Below are 21,556 nucleotides of genomic sequence, written 5' to 3' on the forward strand. Positions count from 1 at the left end.
GTCCGTCCATTGACCGCCTCGCGAGCCCCTGCCTACCGTAGAGAGCGGTTGCTGTCACCCCACCTCTCGGAAGGTCCTTCCTTGCCAGAGCGTCCCCTCGCACTGTTCGCCATGACGGCCGAGAACGTTCCCCGGATCTTCCCGCAGGATGTACTGTCCCGCCTGCGCGAGACCGTGGAAATCGATCCCGCTCTGATCGCCGAGGACTTCACCGGTCCCCGGGTGCGGGAGGCGCTGGCCGAGGTCGAGGTGCTGGTCACCGGATGGGGCTGCCCCCGGATCGACGAGGCGGTACTGGACGCGGCGCCCAAGCTGCGCGCGGTGCTGCACTCGGCGGGCTCGGTGAAGGGATTCCTGGCCCCCGCCGTCTGGGAGCGGGGCATCGCCGTCTCCACGGCCGCCGCCGCGAACGCCCTGCCCGTCGCCGAGTACACGCTCGCCATGATCCTGCTCGCCGGCAAGGACATCCTCGGTCGCCGCGACCGCCTCCGGGCCGAACGCGTCTCCCCCGGCTGGGGGTTCGTCCCCGGCATCGGCAACCACGGCCGCCGCGTCGGTGTCATCGGCGCCTCCCGCATCGGCCGCCGGGTCATCGAACTGCTCCGCCCCTTCGACCTGCGGGTCAGCCTCACCGACCCGTACGTCGACGAGGCCGGGGCCGCCGCCCTCGGCGTACCCCTGCTGCCGCTGGACGACCTCCTGCGCACCTCCGACATCGTCACCGTGCACGCCCCGGACACCCCCGAGACCCACCGGCTGCTCGACCGCCGGGCGCTCTCCCTCATGCCCGACGGGGCCGTCCTCATCAACACCGCACGCGGCGCGCTCGTCGACCACGACGCCCTGATCGACGAACTGCGAGCCGGCCGCCTCTCCGCGATCCTCGACGTCACCGATCCCGAGCCGCTGCCCGCCGACTCCCCGCTCCTCGACCTCCCGAACGCCTTCGTCACCCCGCACCTCGCCGGCTCCCAGGGCAACGAGGTCGCCCGCCTCGGCCTCGCGGTCACGGAGGAGGCGAAACGACTGGTGGCCGGGGCGGAGTTGGCGCATGCCCTCGACCGGGCGGCGCTGGAGCACACCGCGTGACGCGCGACTGACGGCGAGTGCGAGGCACCCCGTGCCCGGGAGAGGGACCGTCAACAGCACGACGGCCCCCACTGCCTGCGGGGGCCGATCGGCGTACCGTTCTGAGTGTCCAGGCCAGAACCAAGTTCAGCATGCCACACCCAACTCGCCGGGACACCGGCGGAATCGGGGCGCGCATCGAAGAAGTGAGCGCCCTGCGCGGCTACTCCCTCAGGGAACTCGGACGCCGCGCCAACGTCTCCCCGTCGATGCTCTCCCGCATCATCAACGGTCAGCGCCAAGCGAGTCCTGCCATCGTCTCCGCCGGCCGCCCGCGCCCTGTCCGTCAGCATCCCGGTCCTGAACGGCCAGCCCTACATCCACCAGCTCCAGGCCGACCAACTCGACCGGCTGACCACGCCGATCAGCGCCGCTCTGGACGGGGCCCACTGACCGGCCTGATGCTCCGCGACCGCCTGACGGCCGACACACGGCATGTGTACTTCGGCGTGGACGCGGAAGGAACGTTCGCCTTCCACAACCGGACCAGGGACAGCCGTCACGACTGGCAGGACGGGCTCCGCTCGCCCCTGACGCGTTCGCTCACCGGCCACAACCTTGCCGCCACGCCCTACCTACGCCTCCTCCGCGACGCCTCCACCCACCACATCCACGCCCAGCTCTCCCCGGACGGCCGAGCCTGGGAGACGGCGTCGACCCTGTTCACGCCGTTCCCGTACGGGGTTCACGCGGGGGTGGCGGTAACGGGCGACGCGGAACTGCCGGGGTGAAGCTGACCGCGACCCTTTAGGAGCCGGCCGCACCCCTTCAGGGCGCGGGAAATGTGCGATGCGGGGGCGAAAAAGACCCGCTCAGGGCCCCCGCTCCCACCCCCGCCCCACCGGAGGCATACCGTGAGGAGCTGAACACGAACGACGGACGACCCCCTACGTGACGTCGGGAGCGAGGAGAACGGGATGGGCAGCCGCACCGCACTGGTGGAGGACCTGATGGAGAGGTTCCCGCACGTGCCACGCGAAGCCGTCTTCAAGGAGGACCTGCTCAGGGGCGGCCTGGCCTTCGACGCCTCCGCCCTGAGCGACAACGAGAAGGGCGAGGTCAAGCCGAAGTCGTACTTCATCTTCTCCTTCGACCACGGCACCCTCCCCGAACTCGGCGAGGCCGCCCTGCGCCGCCCGCCGGAGGAGATCATCCTCACCGGCGGCCCGTACGACCTGCGGCGCACGGTCGTCTCCGTACGGGTCAACCCGTCCTCGCCCTACCGCGTGGCCGCCGACGAGGAAGGCATCCTCGGCCTCTATCTCGACGGCAGTCGCATCGCGGACGTCGGCGTCCCGCCCATGCCGGAGTACTACCGGCACACGCTCTCCAACGGGAAGTCCGTGATGGAGGTGGCCCCGACCATCCAGTGGGGCTACCTCATCTACCTCACCGTCTTCCGCGTCTGCCAGTACTTCGGCGCGAAGGAGGAGTGCCAGTACTGCGACATCAACCACAACTGGCGCCAGCACAAGGCGGCGGGTCGGCCGTACACGGGCGTGAAGGACGTCGACGAGGTCCTGGAGGCGCTGGAGATCATCGACCGGTACGACACGGCGAAGACGTCCACCGCGTACACGCTCACCGGCGGCGCCATCACCAAGACGGTCGCGGGCCGGGACGAGGCCGACTTCTACGGCCACTACGCCAAGGCCATCGAAGAGCGCTTCCCGGACCGCTGGATCGGCAAGGTCGTCGCCCAGGCGCTGCCCCTGGACGACGTCAAGCGTTTCCACGACTACGGCGTGAAGATCTATCACCCCAACTACGAGGTGTGGGACGAGTACCTCTTCAAGATGTACTGCCCCGGCAAGGAGCGCTACGTCGGCCGCGACGAGTGGCACAAGCGGATCCTGGACTCGGCGGGTGTCTTCGGCGCGCGCAACGTGATCCCCAACTTCGTGGCGGGCGTGGAGATGGCCGAGCCGTTCGGGTTCACCACGGTCGACGAGGCCATCGAGTCGACCACCGAGGGCCTGCGTTTCTTCATGTCGCACGGCATCACGCCCCGCTTCACCACCTGGTGCCCGGAGCCCACGACCCCGCTCGGCAAGGCCAACCCGCAGGGCGCGCCGCTGGAGTACCACATCCGGCTGCTGCAGGCGTACCGGGCCACGATGGACGAGTTCGGGCTGTCGTCCCCGCCCGGCTACGGCCCGCCTGGACCCGGCCGTGCCGTCTTCTCCGTCAGCTCCTTCATGGACAGCCTCCCGGCCGTCGAGGAAGCCGCCGAGGAGGTTTCCGCACAGTAACTCCTGTGACGGTTGAGTCGATCGGGCTCGGCGTACGTACAACTCCATAGTGTGTGACCGCTGGTAACCGCATTTGAAGACGCAGCTTGTCAGTTGTGTGGGAACCGTGAAAAGCTCTGGGACAGCCGCAAGGTGGTCCCCCCAACTCCCTTGAATCAGAGGGAAGTTGACCACTTTTGCGGACTTCCCCCCTCGCTCTGTGGATGCAGGAGACCCATGCCTGACCTGCCGAAGCCCCAGGACGCCGCCGAGGCCGCGCTGTTCTCCGAGTGCTGGGACGCGGTCCTGTCGTACGCCGATCTGTGCACGTCCGGTTCGACCGCGGCGACCCAACTGGCCACCGAAGCCTTCACGAACGGCATGCACGAGGCCCGCGCCCTGGAGAACGACACGGGGACCGAACGCGGTGCCGGGCGGCGTGCCCTGCGGCTGCCCCGAATACCGTTCCTCCTGACCTGGGTCAGAACCAGCGTCGCGGCCTGGGAGACGGACGGACAGGGCCACCGGCTCGACCCCGATCTGCGCCTCTGGCTCAACTCGGACAAGGCCGCCCGCTACACCGGCCCCCCGCTGCACCGCCCCCTCGCCCTGCGTGCCCTGCGGGACATGCAGGAACCCGACGCGGCCCTGCTGTGGCTGGCCGAGGTCGAATCGCTGCCGCCGGCCTCCGTGGCCCGCCGCCTCGGCCTCGACCCGTCGGTCGCCCGGGCCGAGCTCGACCAGGTACGGGCGCTGTTCCGGGACCGGTGCCTGCGCAGCCAGTACGACGCGCCCATGCACGCCGACTGCCGCAGCTACGCCCGGCTGCTGGACGCGGTCACCCGCTCGCCCGGCGCCGACACCCCCGAGGACCTGTCACGGCACCTCGCCACCTGCGTGGAGTGCGCCGAGGCCGCGGCCTGCCTCGGCCTGCACGGCGGCGGCCTGCCCGCCGCGCTCGCCGGCGGCGTGATCGGCTGGGGCGGACTCGCCTATCTGGAGCGCCGCCGCCGCGCCGCCGAGGCCGGACTGCTCCCCGGCCGCGCGGACTCCACCGGCACCGACCGGGGATTCTCGCCGGGCAAGGAGCCGAGGCCCCGGCTGGGCCGCAACGGAGTGCTCGTCGGAGCCGGCCTCCTCTCCGTGCTGGCACTCACCGTCTCCCTCATGCCCTTCGGCGACGAGGAGACCGTCGCCGACGGCGCGTCCGCGGGCGAGTCGTCGGTGGTGCGGCAGGACCCGCGGTTCCCGGTGACCCAGTCCCCGTCCGGCGTGTCGTCCGAACTGCAGAGCACCTCCCGACCCCAGGAGACCGGTTCCGACGGTGGCGACGGCAACAGCAACGAGGAGCCCCAGGGCGACTCCTCGACGCCCGCCCGCGTCTCCCACGAGCCGGTCGACCCCGGCGAGTCGTCCGACGCCACCTGCCACGTCCGCTACCGGATCGTCAACGAATGGCCCGGAGGCTTCCAGGCCGCCGTCACCGTCACCTCCACCAAGGCCCTCGACGGCTGGCGCATCACCTGGACCCACGAGGACGGCCAGCGCGTCACCCAGATGTGGGACGGCACCTTCGACCAGGACGGCTCCCAGGTCACCGCCGGCGCCGCCGACTACAACAAGACCGTCGCCGCGGGCGGCACCTTCGGCGTCGGCTTCCTCGGCACCTGGGACGACGAAAGCAATGCGACACCGCGCGACTTCGCTTTGAACGGGAGTGACTGCAAGACGGCGGATTAAGTCGTTTGACGGGGGGCCGTGTGCTCCCGCCAGGGTGAGATCACCGAGCACGGCGGCCCTTGCGGCCGCCGCTGCCTACGAGATGGACATCATGGCGGCCCATCGCAGTGACACGTGGCCACCGACGGCACCCACCTCCTCGCCCTGCACGGCAAGAAGCTCCACGCACTGCGACACGAGATTGCCGACGCTGATCATCCGAAGTGACAGGCGCCTGGGCGGCCGGTGCCCACTTCGGCGCGGTGGATCCGGCGGCTCCCGTGACGCGGCACGGCCGAGACGCCGATGGCTCCGGACACCTTGAGGATCTTGGGCCGCCTCGAGCCGAGGCCACCGACATCGCGCACCGGATCGGCACCATCGTCCTGGTCGCCGACGGCCTGGGCGATTCGGGCTCGAGAACGGCGCCGCCCCCGGCCGTGGCGGGTATCGCCTCTCCTCGGCCTCGGATCTTGATGCCGGTACCCCTTCGTCAGGAGTGAGGCCGGTTGGTTGGCAAGTTACGCCCAAGAGCCTCCCCGGTTCGTGAGTGGGCTATCACGAATCCTGTTCACGGGTTGGTGCGGGATTGCTGAAGTCGGCGGCTGCGCTCAGGCGCGCGGAGAATTCCTGGGCGGTCCAGGCGGGGCGGGCAGCGCTCGGGAGCAGCGCCGACGAGAGCAGGTCGATCAGCGGCCGAGGGACTCCGTGTGCGGCGAGGATGTCGGGGACTTGGTCGGTGGCGCTGTGGTACGGCGGGTCCTCACCGGTGAGCAGCCAGTGGGCGACGGCAGCGAGGGAGTACAGGTCGCAGGCCGGGACGCGGCGAGTGTCGCCATCGCGGATCTCCGGCGCCACATACGGGGACGGGAAGCGCGAGAAGAGCTGGGAAACAGAGGCGGTGGACGCCTGGGGCACACGCATCCACTCAAGCATGGACACCTTGTAGTACGGCTCGCCCGAGGGCGCACCTGGCGGCGGCGTGCACCGATAGGCAGAGTCCGGGGAGAGGTCCCGCAGAATGACGTCGCCGGCATGGAGGTCGGCCACTGCGGCGCCGAGTCCGGCGATGACTTCCGCGGCTCGGGCGGTCGGGAGAGGGACGGGGAGCCCTCGTACCGGATCGTCGTGTTCCCAGACGTAGGCGATGAGCAGATGCGGTTCGACCTGGGAGGTGTCTCTGGGCAGGTCCACCGGGCGAAATACGCGGTGGGCCAGTTCGGGCCGGGTGGACAGCCGCCGCGCCACCTCGTTGATACGGCCGCTGAGCGCGCGGCGCAGGCGGGTGGCCTCAGCACGCGGCAGGGTGGTCATGTTCTCGCCGATGATCTTGAGGTAGTGGGGCAGGCCGTTGGCCTCCGCACGAAATGCCTGCCAGCCGTCGCCGAGGGCGTGCGGAGCCTCCAGGCGGAAGCCCGAGAGGACCGGTGGGGTGGCGATCTCGCCGACCAGTCGCCGGAGACAGTCGGCGAACTCGGGTGGGCGGTGGTCGCCGGGCGCGATCTCGCGTACCCGCCCGAGCAAGTCGGCGGGATTCTGGGAGACCAGTGCCGCAGCGGCCTCGGAGCCGGGGTCGGCGAGGGCCGGCACCTGCGGGACGACCAGCAGGCAGGCGGTGCGTCCCGGCCAGCCGATCTGCTGCTTGAGGGCGGGAGCGAGTTGCTTCAGCAAGGGCAGGGGCGAATGGTTGGTGTAGGCACGGGTCACGCCGGGCCCGGGCGGCCAGGTGCCGGCTGTCGGGTCGAGGCCGTCGGGCAGCCGCCAGTTCTTGCACTCGACGGCGATCAGGACGTCACCGCGTAGGACCACGCAGTCGACGTCGGTCGCTCGTCCTCGCCGGTCGGCCCGTGCGGCGACGATCACGGCGTCGGACGGGCCGAGTCCCTTGGCCAGAGTGTGGGCGACCTTCCGCTCCTGCTCCGTCTGGTACGGGCCGAGCTGATACAGGCGCGCCCCCCGCGTCCGTGCGGAGACCGCGACCGGAGCCGGTCGAGCGGACGACGGCTCCGTCCCCCCGGCCTGCGGCGGCAGGAGGGGGGCGGTGGACCCGGCAGACTCCCGGGCAGCGGTCGGCGCGACCGCCGATGAGCCGTCGAGGACTGCGAGCAGCGCTGAGGCGGTGGGGCGTTCCCCCTGGCTGCCGAGGGAGTGTTCCAGGGCGCGGCGCCATACGTCGGGTACGTCTGCGGGGAGCCGGGCGAGGTCGGCCGGCGGGTGATCTCCGGCCCCGGGTCCGAGCAGCAGAGCCACGGTTACGGTGGCCCAGGACCACAGGTCTGCGGCCTGGGGAACCGTCCGTGGCGCTCCTTCGCGGATCTCCGGCGCCACGTGGACGTCCCGTACGGCTGAGCGCAGCAGGTCCGTTCCTCCGCCCTGGCCGCCGATGCGGGCGTAAGCGGCGCCGATCAGGGTGACGGTCCGGCCCCCCTCGTCGGGGAAGACGAGTTCGGGCCTGATCGCCTGGTGCACGACGTACCGGGCGTGACAGTCGGCGATGGTGCGGAGCAGGGCCAGAGCGTGGCGCAGCGCTTCCGACGTGGTCAGGCCGGTGTGCAGGCGGGCGCCGAGGTCGGGGCCGGGTGGGAGCGGTAGGGGGACGACGAGACGGGTCCCGTTCTCCACGGTGAACGGGGCGAGTACCGGGCCGGATGCCGAAAGGTGAGCGACGTCGTGGTCGCGGCGTGCTCCGTACCGGGTTTTCGTGTCGTTGGGGCCGATGACCAGGGCCACCCGGTGCTCACGGCCGGCCGGATCGACATGGACGCCCTCGTGGACGACCCAGGTGTCCTGGTAGGTGAGCACCGGCCCGTGGCGGTAGCCATTTTCGGGCCAGGACTGTGTACGGCGGCTGTGGAGGCGTCGGCGGAGTTCCTCGGGGCGGACCGTCGGCCGTCGGCCCGACGGGAGGTTGGCCAGCCAGGCCTCCAGTCCGCTCAGCGGCACCAGGGGGTGTCCGGGTTCCCGTTCCACCGCGGTGACGTCGACATCGTCGTAGTGGACGACGATGCCCTGGGTGCCGATCCTCCGGCCCAGCTTGCTGTAGAGAACGGACTGCTTGTGCCGGACGCGGGCGAGCGGGTTGGGCACGACGGTGCGCACGGTGCCGTGTTCGTGGTGCCAGTGGTATGCCGCGTAGTGGCCCAGCACCCTGCCTTCCTCGGCGGGCAGCAGCTGTACGACGACTGCGGTGGTGGGGAGCAGGACGATGGCGTCGTTCTCCATGGGGTAGGAGTACGGCGCCTGTTGTCCGACGGGTGAGTGGTGGGGAAGGACGATCCGGTCGGGCTTCGCGGACAGGGCCGCGGCGAGCCGGGCGGGCCAGTCGGAGTTCGCGGGGCCGGGCGTCGGCGCCGGGCGCGGGGCGGGTACAGGGCTGGAGGCGGATGTGGTCATGTGCGGGCGATCTCCCTCAGCGCGGCGGCCAGTTCCTCGGCGCCCTGGAAGCGTCGGTCGGGGCGTGCGAGCAGGGCCTTGCGCAGGAGACCCGCGAGCTGCCAGGACGTCTTGTCCTCGATGACATCGAAGTGGACCTCGACAATCTGTTGGTCCATTCCACTGAGTGCCAAGTCGCTGAGCGGCCTCCGCTCGGGATGGACGAGCTGGAACAGGGTGGCACCCAGGGAGTAGGCGTCGTCCTGGGGGAGAACGCCTCTTCTGTCGTACGATCCGCCGACGTCGAACCTTCTCTCCTCGGGCGCGTACCGGGGGTCGAAGGCGTGGTCGTCGAGGATCGGGCTGGGCTCGCCGGCGAGGTTGCCGCCGCCCCAGTCGAGGACGGTCACCCGGCTGTCGGGTGCCAGGACGAGGTTCTCGGGTTTGACGTCTCCGTGGGTGAGGGCCTTCTCACGGTAGGCACGCGCGATGGTGTCCGCCGCGTCGGTGATCCAGCCCACCGCATCCCACCAGGAGTAGGGGATGCGGTCCTCGTCCCTGATGGCCTCGGCCAGGGTCCGGCCGTCGGTCCATTCGAAGACGAACCAGCGGCCGTCGACCACGGGTTGCTCGGGGAGCAGTCTTGGCGCGCCGCTGACGGCGCTCGTGTCCAGGGCGTCGAACCGCGCCTTCAGCGCGCTTAGCCAGGTTCCGTCGCGGTGGGGGTTGAGGAGTTTGGCGACGGCGGTGCGGCCGTGAACTGTGACCTTCCGCGCGGCGGGGAATTCGTCGAACAGCTGCTCGCCCAATGCGTCGCACACGACGAACCCCGCGCGGCGCAGTGCTTGGGCCGGATCCTCGATGGCATCGCCGGCCGGGCCGTCGCCAGGGCTGACCGTGGTCTCTACTGCTGGGACCAGGGCCACAGGGGCGGGCTGGGCGGCCTCGCGGGCCTGTTCCTTGAGCCGCTGCCGTGCGTGCCGTTGCTTCAACCAGATGTGGATCAGCCTGTTCGACCAGACCCAGTAGCTGTGGCCGTAGCGACGGATGAGACCGAGCTCCTTGATCCTGTCGAGTCCGCGGTCGACCTCCGGCTCGGTCGCCAGGTCGACCGCGTCGCCGTCGATGGTGAGTTCGTCCTCGTCAGGGGCCGTCTCGTTCTCCAGCAGATAGGCGATAGCCTCCGCCACCCCTGGCTCCCGCTCCATGTCCGAGAACGGCTTGATGACCTCTGGCCGTTCGACGAGTGCCTGGGCAGCCGACTCGACGTCCTCGAGCGTGATGATGGAGGCCTTGCGGCCGGCCAGCACCTTCGCCAGCTCCTCGCCCATGCAGTGGACGTGGTAGGGGTAGCCGCCCGTGTACTCCACCACGCGTTCGACGACGGCCTGCTGCAGGAAGACCCCGTCGTCGAAACCACGCTCAAAGATCATCCGAGCCTGTTCCGGCTCCATGAACCCGACCGGGAACTCACGGATCTCGTCGGTGAGGTTGCTGCCATGCGGCACGAGCCTCGCCTTGAGGCTTTCGAAACTGCAGGAGCCCAAGGTCAGCAGGAGGAGCGGCGTGTCGGGGTCGCTCGCCATTGCGCGCAGTTGGTCGCCCAGGTGGGCGATCGGCTGACCCGATTCGTTGACCCGGTCGAGCAGGGTCTGGAACTCGTCGATCATCAAGAGCAGACGCCAATCACCCAGGCCCATGAGCCGCATGCTGGTCAGCCAGTCGCCGAACTCGTAGCCCGTGGCGGGCAGCGTCCCGTTCCATGTCACCCCGGCGGGCCACGCTTTTCGGACGCTCTTGCGGATCTGGTCGGCGAGCCACTCCCACAGGGACACCTTGTGGAGGTGGCTCCATTTCTCGCCGTTGACCTCGACGGCCAGCACCCCCGGCAGCGGCCAGTCGGCGGGGTTCTCCGGGAGCGGGTGGGCCGACAGCGAGCGGGCCAGTGTCGTCTTGCCCACCTGCCGGGGCCCATGCAGGAATCGGACGGGAGCCGCCAGCCGGCCGCGGTAGTGGTGGCGGAGCTGGGTGAGCTCGGCTTCACGCGGCACCCGGATCCGCTGATCGGCGGGGCTGCCGGCAGCGAACGCGTGGCTGCCGAGTTCCTCCAGCCAGCGTCTACGCTCAACGGGGAAGGGCAGTTTCAGGCTCTCCGCCTCGGCGGTGTCCGGGCGGTAGACCCAGAAGTCCAGTTCCACCCGGTCGACCTCGTACAGCTCGTCCACTCGGAAGACGACCTGCTGTCTCCGGCCCTGATCCAGCTCCACCTCCACGTACGGAGAGCCGTTGCAGCCGATCCGGACGCGTCCCTCCTCCTGCGGTTCCACCGTGAGGCGCACGTGCAGAGGGCCCTCGTCGTGGCACCACAGCTCCGACTCGGTCACCCGGAACGCCTCCTCGACGCGCGGCGGCAGCAGGCGGCGACCGGATTCCTCCCACAGGCGGTAGGTGACGATGCTGACGCGCTCCGCGACGTCACGCAGCGGGCGATCGCCGACGCGGCTGCTCAGCTCCCTGGTCTGTCGGCCCAGGACCATCAGGCGGGCGCGGCCCTCCTCGGTGTCGATGTCCTGGGCGAGCTGGTGGTACCAGATGTCCACGAGCTGGTCGACGGTTGTCTCGTCCTGGCTGCCGGAGGCCACGGAACGCAGCGACTCCACGACTCGCTCCAGCCTGTGCACCGCCTCCGGCCGGGCATGGACGACGTCGGCCGCCTGGAAGGAGACCACGTCCGCGTTGAGGTCGAAGAGGAGGCTCTCTTGAGCCACTTCGTCACCGCGGAGGATCTCCAGCTCCCGGGTCCGCATCGGCAGACCCAGCTCCTGTTTCGTGGCCAAGGCCTCCCGGTGCCGGGCGGGGTCGCCGCTGCTGCGGGCCGCCTGGATCCACTCCTCGACGGCGTGCGCCAGACCTGGTCGGCCCGGTGCGGCCGCCCGCTCCTGGACAACCTCCTGGTAGGCCTGCGCTGCTTCGGTGCTTTCCCCCTCCTGCCAGAGCACCCGGGCCCACAGCCACCGTGTGTCGGGGGACACGGCGCGCCGCTGCGCGATCAGGGAGCGCATCACCTGTAGTCGGCGGTGCGAAGGCTGATCCCGCGCGAGTTCCGCCGAGCGCGCTTCTGCCAGTTTCTTGAGAGGGCCGTGGCCGAGCAGTTTCCGGACCAGCACGAGGTGGTCGGGGCGGCGGCCGGGCAGCGCTGCCGCCACGATCTCGTTGATGTGCTGGACCGGCGGCAGGAGGCACCGGTACGCCTCCGCGACCAACGCGTCGTCGCCGGCGTCCTGTCCGAGCAACAGAGCGACCACGCCGAACATCCGGGCGAGGCCCGGAGGGCGGTCCGTGGCCACGGACAGCAGGGTGCGGCCTGCGGCGTGCGGATCCTGAAGATGGTGGAGTTCGAGTCCGGCCTGTGCCAGCGGCAGTTCGGTCCGCCCGAGGCCGAGGTCCTCGTCGCGCATCCGGGCGATCTCCTCGACCGCTGCGGCGGGACCGCCGAGGGCGTGTGCCAACGCGGCCCGGGGACGGATGAAGGCGTTGCTGAACGCGAAGCCGTCGACGAGTGGCCGGGCCAGGGCGTGTTCCCCGGTGCGCAGCAAAGCCAGCACCAGATCGGAGGCGACCACCTCGTTGCGGGGGTAGGCGTCGTAGGCCGAGCGCCATGCGTCGGCGGCCTCGTGCCAGCGATCCTCCTGGGCCGCTGTGAGGCCCGAGGTGAACGCGGCAGCTGCCGCCGGACTGATCCGTTTCACGAGTTGTGGGCTCAGTGGCCGGGGCGTCGGCCGAATGAACCGCTCGGCCTCTTCGGCCAACCCTTCAATGAGGTAGCCGTAGTTCGCGCGCATCTGCATGGTCTGCTGGTCGAACTGGGGAAAGCCGGGTTCGCTGCCGCGCAGGCCGTTGCGGAAGCTCTCACTGAGGTGCTTCTCCCACTCCGTGGGCTTCGCCCGGACCGGCGCCGAGCCCATCACCGCCGGTTCAGAGAGGGGACGTTCGTCCTGGACGTCGGGAGCGGTGCCCTCAGCGGCGCGTAGCGCCGGGACGGAGCCGAGCCCGGAGGCGTCCGGGGCCGCCTGGTCCGGGGAAGGACCCGTCCGGGGAATCGCCGGTCCGGCGATGACGGAGGCGCTGTTCGGGGTGAGGAGCCCGCGGGTCGAGGGCCTGCGCACCAAGCGGAAGATGTCGTCCACTGCGGCCCGCTCCTCGGAGCCCAGCGCCGTCCGGCTGCTGATCTGCGCTTCGATCTCAAGTGTGTCCGCGGCCTGCTCGAGCAGTCCCAGCTGGGCGTACGCCGCCGCGATGTTCCAGGCCGCTGTGGAGCCGGTCCAGAGCCGGTCCGCGTACCTTCGGTACAACTCCAGGGCTTCCTCGGCACGGCCCTCGGTGACCAGGGTGCCCAGGGTATGTGGGTAGGCCAGCACATGTCCGGCCTCCAGTGCGGCGCACCAGGCGTCGGCGGCCGCTCCCGGGCCGTGCAGTTGTTCCAGTTCCTGTGCCTCGTGGAGCAGCGCGGGGCCGTCCTCCGGACGGGGCGGCAGTACCAGGTGAGAGCGGCGGGGCAGGAGTCGCACGGCCCGGCCGGGGTCGGGTATGAGCGGCTGCCGGGGCAGCGGCGGGGCGGTCCGGGCGATGACCCGGTCGGCCTCCTCGTCCTCCCCATGGCTGCGCAGCAGCTCGACCAGCCGGTGCCAGATCCGGGGCCGTTGGGTCGGCCGACACTGCTCGGCGAATGCGGCCAGCAGCCGGGTGGCCTCCCGGTGATCCCCGGAATCATCGAGCGCCGAGGCGAGCCGCGCGACCAGTTTGGCGTCGCCGCCGGCCACCACCTGCTCGACGAGTCCGGCCGGCGCCTGCCTGTCCGGTTGCTCGGCGACCCGGTCGATCAGCAGGTCGAGCAGGTTCAGGCGGGCCCATGGCGCCGTGCGTTCCAGTTGGCGGGCAACCGCCAGTACGGGCGACGGGCCCCGTTCGTCGAGCAGCTGCCGGGCAGGTTCCAGGAGGGCGGACTTGTCCTGTCGGCCGTTCAGCGCCTGCTGCACGATGTGCTGTTCGGGTGTCAGAGCGGTGCGGCCACCGTTGAGCGCCTGCGGTTTGGCGTGAGTGTGCGGGGCGCCGATCCGCCGGTCGAGCTGGGCGATCCAGTCCTCAGGGGCTCCCAGAGTGGCGACCTGCCGCCGCATGTCGAGGGCGACGTTCGGGCGTCCGGCCGCGACGGCCACCAGGCCTGCCTCGTAGCAGAGCCTCCAGTCGTCCTCTCCTAGCGCCCGCCGTTGGGAGACAAGGGCGAGGGCGTCGTCGAGTCGACGGCCCTCGCGCCAGATCTTCATCAGGAGCAGCCGGCCCGGGGTCCGGGGGGCGGCTTCGACGAGGGCGCGCAGCAGCCATTCGGCGTCGCGCCTGCGGCCGACCGTGAAGAGCCGCTTGGCCAGTGACTCGAAGTGCTGAACGGTGCCGCTGGTGATACGGGCGGGCGGGTAAGGAACGGCGGACGCGCTGTAGGGGGACGACGGGTACGGCGGTACCGGTCTACCGGCCGCGGTGAGGCGCTCGGCGACGAGAGGCCACACGGCCGGCGGTGGCTGATCCCCCGTGCTGAGGGCAGTCTCCAGGGTGTGCGCGGCACCCTCCGTGTCCTGCAGCAGTTCCAGCGCGCAGGCTCGGTTCCACAGGAGCCAGCCGGAGGCGTCGGCAGGCAGCAGGCTGTCGGCCCAGTTGGCGGCGAGGTCGGCGTCGCCGGCCCGGCAGGCCCATCCGACGGCGCACACCGCGGCGGCCCGTGCGGCGGCCCCGTGGGCGTCGGCGACCCAGTCGGCGAAGCCCTGGGCGACCTCCAGCGGATTTTCGATCCGGGTCAAAGCGAATAAGAGGCCCCTCGGCAGGCTGTCCGTGTCCAGTGCCAGCAGGTCCTCGTGGAGCAGGATGGGCGGCAGACTCCGGTCGTCCGGGCGGGATTGCGCAGGCGGGGCGGTGGGCGCGACGTGCGCCGCCGGTCCCTGCGCGGGCAGGGGCGGCACGCTGACGGCGGGACGTGTGTGGGCGAGCCGACGCTCCAGTTGCAGCAGGTGCTGCCGTGGAGCCCCGGCTACGGTCAGCCAGTCTCGCAGTTCCATCGCCCGGTGCACGTCGCCGCTTTCGGCGGCCACCAGGGCCAGGTCGAAGTCGAGCATCCAGTCGGCTGCGCCGCGCGCGGTCATCCGGGACACGAATCGTTCGGCGTCGGCGAGCCGGTGCTCCTCCCGGTAGATCTTCATCAGTAGGGAGCGACCGGGTGCCGTCGTGCAAACCTCGGTCAGTGACTCCAGGAGAAGCTCGGCATCGGCCGTGCGTCCGCTCAGCCGCATCCGCTTGGCGGTGGCCTCGAACCGCTGCATGACAAAGGTGTCGATCCGGGCGCCAGGGACAGGACCGTGCCTGAGAGGCTGGCGGAACGGGCTAGGCTGTCCGGCCGCCCGGAAGAGCTCCATCACCGGCTGCACGACGAGCTGGGGCGGACTGTCGCCCAGCCTGGCGACGGCTTCGAAGGCGGTGACAGCGCCGTCGATGTCGCCGAGCGCGCTGCGGGCGCATCCCTCGTTCCAGTGCCGGGTCGCCGAGCGGCTGGCCTGCTCGGCGACCCGCGCGTGTTGTTCCAGCGCGCGGTCCGGGTCTCCGCCGAACACGGACCATCCGATGGCGCAGACGGCGGCGGCCCGTTGCGCCGGGCCCGACCCGTCGCCCGCCATCTCCTCGAAGGCTGCGGCCGCCGCCTTGGCTCCGGTCAAGCTGCGAAGGGCCTGGGGCAGTAACGGATGCCATGGTTCTTCCAGCAGCTCCGCAAGCAGCAGGATGGGCGGGACGACCACGGGCTTGCCGTTCGGCACAACGGCGGTTCCCCGGGGGCCGGTGCGGTGGGCGCCGCCGGAGGTGGACCCGTCGGGTGTCAGCCGATCCGCCATCTCCTCGGCCATGGCGAGCAGTTGCTCGGCGGCCTCCTCGTCCTCGGTGCGCTCCGCGATGTCCACGACCCTTGCGAGACGGACCAGCGCGGACCTCTCGTCGCCGGTGCTCTCCTCGTCGTCCCCATCGGAGGTTCCAGCGCCGCCCTCCGCCAGTTTGTCGCGCAGGGTGTGGGTCCGCTCAAGGCGTCTGCCGCGCGAGACCAGCGGACGCGCCAGCTCCAGGAACGAGTCAACCTGTCCGGTCAACCCCTGGGCGACCTCCGCGCGAACCTCTTCGAGGAACTCGACCAGTTCGGGGCTCTCCGAAATGTGCCGGGCGACGCTGTCGAGACGGTTCTGAATCGACGTCAGGTGTGTCAGGGCCTCGGAGACCGCCCCGCCCTTGCGGCCTGCCTCTCTGAGGGCGAGTGCGGAACGGAGCATGTTCTGGGCCTCCGGCAGAGAGAGTCGCTCCTCGATCAGCTCCAGTACGGGGGCCGGGTCGAACGAGTCGGAGCTTTGCTCGACCAGGTCCAGCAGGACCACTGGCAATAGGGCGCGGGCCGCTGCGGAGAGTTGGGCGACGTCGTCGTCACTGAGGCGGAGAGGCACGCTCGGCGAGTCCCGCACGATGTCGGTGAGGGCCAGCACCTCACGCATACGGTCGGCGATCCTTGCCGCGGTCGCCACCGTCTGCTGATACCGCACCCCGCCCATGGTCAGAGGCTTCAGCAAAGCGCCGTTGACCGACTTGACGGCATCTTCCGGCGTTCTGGTCAGCAGGATGCAGGCGTCGGGGCCGGCCTCGGTGAATGCCTGCAGGGGGCGCAGGAAGAGGTCTTTGCCCATCACATGGTTCGCGGCGGCGGCTACCTGAGTCTCCGATTCGAGCCGGCGCCGCGCTTCTCGCAACAAGCCTTCTTGGGCCGCTTGCAGAGCGGGTCGGCCTCCTGCGGATACGACGGCCTGCAGGGAGGTCTTCAGGGTATGGGGAAGGGCCTCGTCACCGAGAAAGCCTCCGGTGGCGAAGCCGCCCGTCCAGGCGAAGTGCCAGAAGTCGAGGAGAGCCCCCACACCGTCGGGGTCGTCACCGGTGAAGACCCGGGCCAGGGCCGCGACATGGCGCACGGCGAGTGACTTCTCCGGCGCGACGGCGTGGACATGGAAGATCGCCTTACGGGCCACCGTGACCGCTACGGGGGCAGCCGCCGTCGCGATGTGCCGGTCCAGCGGAGTGTCGGTCGCCATCGATGTGGTGTAGCAGTCCACAGCCGTAGCCCACTCGACAGCCCCGCTCACCCGGCACCCCCGCCGCACCAGCAATGAGTATCTGATGGATAGCCATATCAACTTGGGAATGGCACTTGGGTCACCCCAGAGCACCTCAGGTTATCAGTCAAACCGTCCTCAGCCACCGCACGGAGCCGCCGGAGGACAGACCGTGCGGGTGGGGTGGAGCAGCGGCCCAGCACCTCGCTGATCTTCGGTACTTGCGGTACCACGGCGGCGAAATCCCCGAGGAGAACCGCTTACGCTCTGCCGTGCCGAATGCGGTGCGTTTCTCGTTCACCCGCGGCGCCTTGACCTCAACCGGCCGGCCGGGGTGGTGACCTGCCGCGGCTGATGGTAGCCGTTGCGCCCCACCAGACGACGTCCCTTGCCGGCACGCTCATCAGCCACCGTGTAAGCACGGACGTGCCAGTTCAGTTCCTGTGCCGAGCGCGGTCTCATGCCCGGCCGCGTGCTGCGCGTCGACCGTGGGAGGCGCGACCTCGCCACGCCGAGGTGCTGCGCTGAAAATCGCTGGTGCGCCGTCGGGGAGGGCGGCTAGGGTCGTGCTCGTTCCTGCGGCTGCTCCGTGCCGCTGGCGTTCGCTGCGTGTGACCTGGGAGGTGTTGACCGATGACTGTCGTTGCGATGGGCGTTGCCCGCATCCGGAAGTTCGTCAAGTCCACCTCTGTGGCCGCCGGCTGACCTCACCTTTTCTTTCCGCGTCCGAGTACGCGGTGCCGGGGCCACCCATGTGAAGGGTCACCCCTTGTCTTCCTCTTCTCTTTCGAGTTCGGCTTCGTCACACCCGCTCGCTCCGTATGGCTGGGACGCGGACTGGGAGTCGGAGTTCGTTCCGTACGCCGGGCAGGACCTCCTGCCCGGCCGTGTCGTACGAGTCGACCGTGGCCTGTGCGACGTCATCACCCCGGCCGGCATCGTCCGCGCCGACACCGAGTTCGTCGTTCCCCGTGACCCGATGAAGGTCGTGTGCACGGGGGACTGGGTCGCCGTCGATCCTGAAGGCAGCGACCCGCGCTACGTGCAGACACTCCTCCCGCGCCGAACCGCCTTCGTACGCTCGACCTCGTCCAAGCGCTCCGAGGGGCAGGTGCTGGCCACCAACATCGATTACGTCGTCATCTGTGTGTCGCTCGCGATCGAACTGGACCTCGGGCGAATCGAGCGGTTCCTGGCGCTGGCCATGTCCGGTTCGGGTGGTGAGGCACCGCTGCACACGTCGGCACCCTCCTGGGAGTCCGGGGCGCAGCCGGTGGTCGTGCTCACCAAGGCGGACCTCGTGCCGGAAGCGGCCACGCTGGCGCATCTGGTGCAGGACGTGGAGACCGTCGCGCCCGGCGTCGCGGTACTGACGGTCAGCTCCGCCCTCGGCGAGGGCCTCGACGTCCTCGCCGCGGTGCTCTCCGGCGGCACCTCCGTGCTGCTCGGCCAGTCCGGCGCCGGCAAGTCGACCCTCGCCAACGCGCTGCTCGGCGAGGACGTCATGGACGTCCGGGCCATCCGCGACGTGGACGGCAAGGGACGGCACACCACGACCACCCGCAACCTCCTCGCCCTGCCCGGCGGCGGGGTCCTCATCGACACACCCGGGCTGCGCGGCGTCGGCCTCTGGGACGCCGAGAGCGGGGTCGGGCAGGTTTTCGCCGAGATCGAGGAACTGGCCGCGGACTGCCGCTTCCACGACTGCGCGCACCTCGCCGAGCCCGGCTGCGCGGTCCTCGGCGCGGTCGAGACCGGTGAGCTGCCCGAGCGACGGCTCGACAGCTACCGGAAGCTGCTCCGCGAGAACCAGCGGATGGTGGCGAAGAGCGACGCCCGCGTGCGGGCCGAGATCCGGAAGGAGTGGAAGCGGAAGGGCGCGCAGGGGCGCGCGGCGATGGAGGCCAAGCGCGGCGGTCTGCGCTGACCTCCGGCGGGGGCGGCGGCGATGGGAACCATCGCGGGCGCCTTGCCCGCGGGCCGTCTGTGGCTCGTCGCGCCGTTCCCCGCGCCGCTTCAGGGCGCGGGGAACGGCCGCCGCCCGGCCGAGCTCCACGGCGGGCGCGGAGAACCATGTCCGAATCCCGCCAGCCGAGTGCGTCCTCGTGGCCGAGACTGGACGCATGCGGGAGAACGAGGACACCAGGTACGAGGCCGTACGGAGCCGGGACGGGCGGTTCGACGGGGAGTTCTTCTTCGCGGTCGAGACGACCGGTATCTACTGCCGGCCGAGCTGCCCGGCGGTGACGCCGAAACGGGAGAACGTCCGCTTCTACGCGACCGCGGCCGCCGCCCAGGGCGCCGGTTTCCGGGCCTGCCGGCGGTGCCGGCCGGACGCCGTGCCCGGATCGGCCGAGTGGAACGTCCGCGCGGACGCCGTGGGCCGGGCCATGCGGCTCATCGGGGACGGTGTCGTCGACCGGGAGGGCGTCGCCGGCCTGGCCGCGCGACTGGGATACAGCGCACGCCAGGTCCAGCGGCAGCTCACCGCCGAGGTCGGGGCCGGCCCCGTCGCACTGGCCCGCGCCCAGCGGGCCCACACCGCGCGTGTTCTCCTCCAGACCACCGGACTGCCGGTCACCGAGATCGCCTTCGGGGCGGGCTTCGCCAGCGTGCGCCAGTTCAACGACACGATCAGGGCGGTGTACGCCATGACTCCCAGCGGACTGCGCGCGGCGAGACCCCGACGGTCCGTCGGCGCGCCGACCGCCGGTATCCCCCTGAGGCTCGCGTACCGGGGTTTGTACCGGTCCACCGCACTCTTCGACATCCTCGCCGCCGAGGCCGTCACCGGCATCGAGGAAGTCACCGGCGAGCGCGGCCACCGCACGTATCGACGCACTCTCCGACTGCCGTACGGCACGGGAATCGCCGAGGTCGACGAACGACCGGGTGGGCGCCGGGGGCGTTCGGGGGCGGCCGCATACGGGCAGCCGGGCGGTCGTCCGGGGCGTGGGACGGCGGATTCGGGTGGGCGGCCGGGGGGTCGTCCCGGGCACATGGCGGCCGGCCCGGACGGACGGGTGGGCGGTCGGACGGGCGGTCGGCGGACCATGACGACGCCCCCCAACGGCCACCACGGCGGCTGGCTCGACGCCCGGCTCCATCTCACCGACCCCCGCGATCTCACCACCGCCGTACAGCGGCTGCGTCGGCTGTTCGATCTCGACGCGGATCCCTACGCCGTGGACGAGCGCCTCGGGGAGGACGCGCGGCTCGCTCCGCTCGTCGCCGCCAGGCCGGGGCTGCGCTCACCCGGAGCGGCCGATCCGGAGGAGTTCGCGGTACGGGCGCTCGTGGGGCGCGGGGAGGCGGAACGTCTGATCCGGGCGTACGGCAAGGCGCTGGACGCCCCGCACGGGACGCTGACGCACCTGTTCCCCGAACCGGCCGCGCTGGCCGGCGCGGACGGCCCGCTCGGCGCCCTCGCCACCGCCCTCGCCGACGGCAGGGTACGCCTCGATGTGGGCGCCGACCGGGACGAGGCCGAAGCCGCGCTGCGTACGCTGCCCGGCCTGGACGCCCGTACCGTCGCCGCGATCCGCACCCGCTCCCTCGGCGACCCGGACGTGGCGCCGCCGGGCGAGACCGTGCCGGACGCCTGGCGGCCGTGGCGGTCGTACGCCCTTCAACACCTCAGGACAGCAGACGAGTCGGAGCCGGACACGGCTTCGCGCGTACAGGTACAGGGAGTTCAGTCGTGAGCACCGGACAACGGACGTACTACACCACCGTCGACAGCCCTGTCGGTCAACTCCTCCTCACCGCCGACGAGTCGGGCACTCTCACCTCCCTCTCCGTGCCTGAGCAGAAGGGCGGCCGGGTTCCGCTGGCTGACTGGCTGCGCGACCCGGCACCCTTCCGGGCGGCCGAGGAACAGCTCGCCGCCTATTTCGCCGGTGAACTCAAGGAGTTCCGGCTGGAGTTGCGCGGTGAGGGCACCGACTTCCGGCAGCGGGTGTGGGCCGCGCTCGACGACGTCCCGTACGGCGCGACCACCACGTACGGTGCCATCGCCGCCCGCATCGGCGCGCCCCGCGCCGCCGTCCGGGCCGTGGGCGGCGCGATCGGCGCCAACCCCCTCCTCGTCGTCCGCCCCTGCCACCGGGTGATCGGCGCGGACGGCACCCTCACGGGGTACGCCGGCGGCCTCGACCGCAAACGCCTGCTCCTCGGCCTGGAGGGCGTGCTCTAGCCGTACTCGATCACGAACGGCAGCGGCTCGCCGCCCGGCGCCGACCGCCGCCGGCCGGACCGACTCGCCGAACGGCTGTGCGCGCTGCCCACCGACCGTCGGCTCGCCGTCCTCAACGCGGGCGTCTCCGGCAACCGGCTGCTCCAGCGATCGACCAGTCCGACGTGATCCCCTGACCCGTGACCGTGTGCGGGCCGCGGCCACCGGCCCGGCTCAGCCTCCGAACACCACGCCCACCCACGCCCCCGTGACCAGCAGACACGCGAACAGCTCCGCCAGGACACTCGACCCGCCCGAGCGCATCGCCGTGCGCGTCGCGGCCTTCGCCTCGCCGTGGCGGCCGAGGCGGAGCCGTTCCGAGAGGTAGATGCCGCCCACGAAGCCGGGGAACGCGCCGAGCACGGGGAGGAGGACAAAACCGAGGAGGGCGCCGACACCGGCGTACACGGCCATTCGGGGGGTGGCGCCGCTCTCCGCCACACGCCGGGGCGGCAGGCCCCAGCGGATCGCCCGGGACAGCAGCAGAACGGCGGTGGCGCCCACGAGGACCCACCAGGCGATCGGCCGCGGGTCCTCCAGCGCCCACCACATGACCCCGGCCCATACGAGCCAGGACCCCGGCACGCCGGGCACCAGCACTCCGCACAGGCCGAGCAGCAGTACCACTCCGACCAGCAGGAGTTCCCACGCTCCCATCTGCCCAGGGTGCCGGACCGCGCGGGAATGCG

General features: G+C 71.0%; 10 protein-coding genes and 2 pseudogenes. 8 read left to right on the forward strand and 4 right to left on the reverse strand.

Translation table 11 applies throughout. The features are described from left to right. The first annotated feature begins 81 nt into the window (after positions 1 to 81). The 5 genes and pseudogenes from JIX55_RS38865 to JIX55_RS38885 all read left to right on the forward strand — a co-directional run bounded on the left by JIX55_RS38865 (position 82) and on the right by JIX55_RS38885 (position 5,099). Positions 82 to 1,089 (forward strand): hydroxyacid dehydrogenase, encoded by a 1,008-nt coding sequence (locus JIX55_RS38865; protein ID WP_257567916.1) that lies wholly within the window; start codon positions 82 to 84, stop codon positions 1,087 to 1,089. A 131-nt stretch (positions 1,090 to 1,220) separates the two neighbouring features. Then, positions 1,221 to 1,340 (forward strand): annotated as a pseudogene (locus JIX55_RS38870) (hypothetical protein); the annotation flags it as partial. Between the two features lie 189 nt (positions 1,341 to 1,529). Continuing rightward, on the forward strand, positions 1,530 to 1,859 hold the full coding sequence (locus JIX55_RS38875) for a hypothetical protein (protein WP_257569740.1): 330 nt from the start codon (positions 1,530 to 1,532) through the stop codon (positions 1,857 to 1,859). Between the two features lie 186 nt (positions 1,860 to 2,045). After that, complete coding sequence (locus tag JIX55_RS38880) at positions 2,046 to 3,380, forward strand: radical SAM protein (RefSeq protein WP_257567917.1); 1,335 nt, start codon at positions 2,046 to 2,048, stop codon at positions 3,378 to 3,380. Positions 3,381 to 3,596: 216 nt separating this feature from the next. Further along, positions 3,597 to 5,099: a cellulose-binding domain-containing protein gene (locus JIX55_RS38885; protein WP_257567918.1), complete on the forward strand. Its 1,503-nt coding sequence runs from the start codon at positions 3,597 to 3,599 to the stop codon at positions 5,097 to 5,099. A 537-nt stretch (positions 5,100 to 5,636) separates the two neighbouring features. Here the strand turns inward: JIX55_RS38885 and JIX55_RS38890 are convergent. The 3 genes and pseudogenes from JIX55_RS38890 to JIX55_RS51600 all read right to left on the reverse strand — a co-directional run. Beyond that, positions 5,637 to 8,471: a hypothetical protein gene (locus tag JIX55_RS38890; protein WP_257567919.1), complete on the reverse strand. Its 2,835-nt coding sequence runs from the start codon at positions 8,469 to 8,471 to the stop codon at positions 5,637 to 5,639. Then, positions 8,468 to 16,612 (reverse strand): hypothetical protein, encoded by an 8,145-nt coding sequence (locus JIX55_RS38895; RefSeq protein ID WP_257567920.1) that lies wholly within the window; start codon positions 16,610 to 16,612, stop codon positions 8,468 to 8,470. Before JIX55_RS38895 ends, JIX55_RS38890 begins: the two co-directional genes overlap by 4 nt. Positions 16,613 to 16,830: 218 nt before the next feature. Further along, a pseudogene (locus tag JIX55_RS51600) lies at positions 16,831 to 17,104 on the reverse strand (IS256 family transposase); the annotation flags it as partial. 298 nt (positions 17,105 to 17,402) lie between these two features. Between JIX55_RS51600 and rsgA the strand changes: the two are divergent. The 3 genes from rsgA (at position 17,403) to JIX55_RS38915 (ending at position 20,828) form a co-directional block, all read left to right on the forward strand. After that, a complete protein-coding gene (gene rsgA / locus JIX55_RS38905) occupies positions 17,403 to 18,560 on the forward strand; it encodes a ribosome small subunit-dependent GTPase A (RefSeq protein ID WP_257567921.1) in 1,158 nt (385 codons plus the stop codon). Between the two features lie 196 nt (positions 18,561 to 18,756). Then, complete coding sequence (locus JIX55_RS38910) at positions 18,757 to 20,337, forward strand: DNA-3-methyladenine glycosylase 2 family protein (protein ID WP_257567922.1); 1,581 nt, start codon at positions 18,757 to 18,759, stop codon at positions 20,335 to 20,337. Next, entirely contained in the window at positions 20,334 to 20,828 is a 495-nt protein-coding gene (locus JIX55_RS38915; RefSeq protein WP_257567923.1) for a methylated-DNA--[protein]-cysteine S-methyltransferase, read from the forward strand. The genes JIX55_RS38910 and JIX55_RS38915 overlap by 4 nt, the downstream gene beginning before the upstream one ends. Before the next feature lie 213 nt (positions 20,829 to 21,041). On the opposite strand, the gene JIX55_RS38925 is transcribed toward JIX55_RS38915, so the two are convergent. Further along, a complete protein-coding gene (locus JIX55_RS38925; protein WP_257567924.1) occupies positions 21,042 to 21,524 on the reverse strand; it encodes a DUF456 domain-containing protein in 483 nt (160 codons plus the stop codon). Positions 21,525 to 21,556 lie beyond the last annotated feature (32 nt).

Source organism: Streptomyces sp. DSM 40750, from assembly GCF_024612035.1.
In the GTDB taxonomy this organism is placed as follows: domain Bacteria; phylum Actinomycetota; class Actinomycetes; order Streptomycetales; family Streptomycetaceae; genus Streptomyces.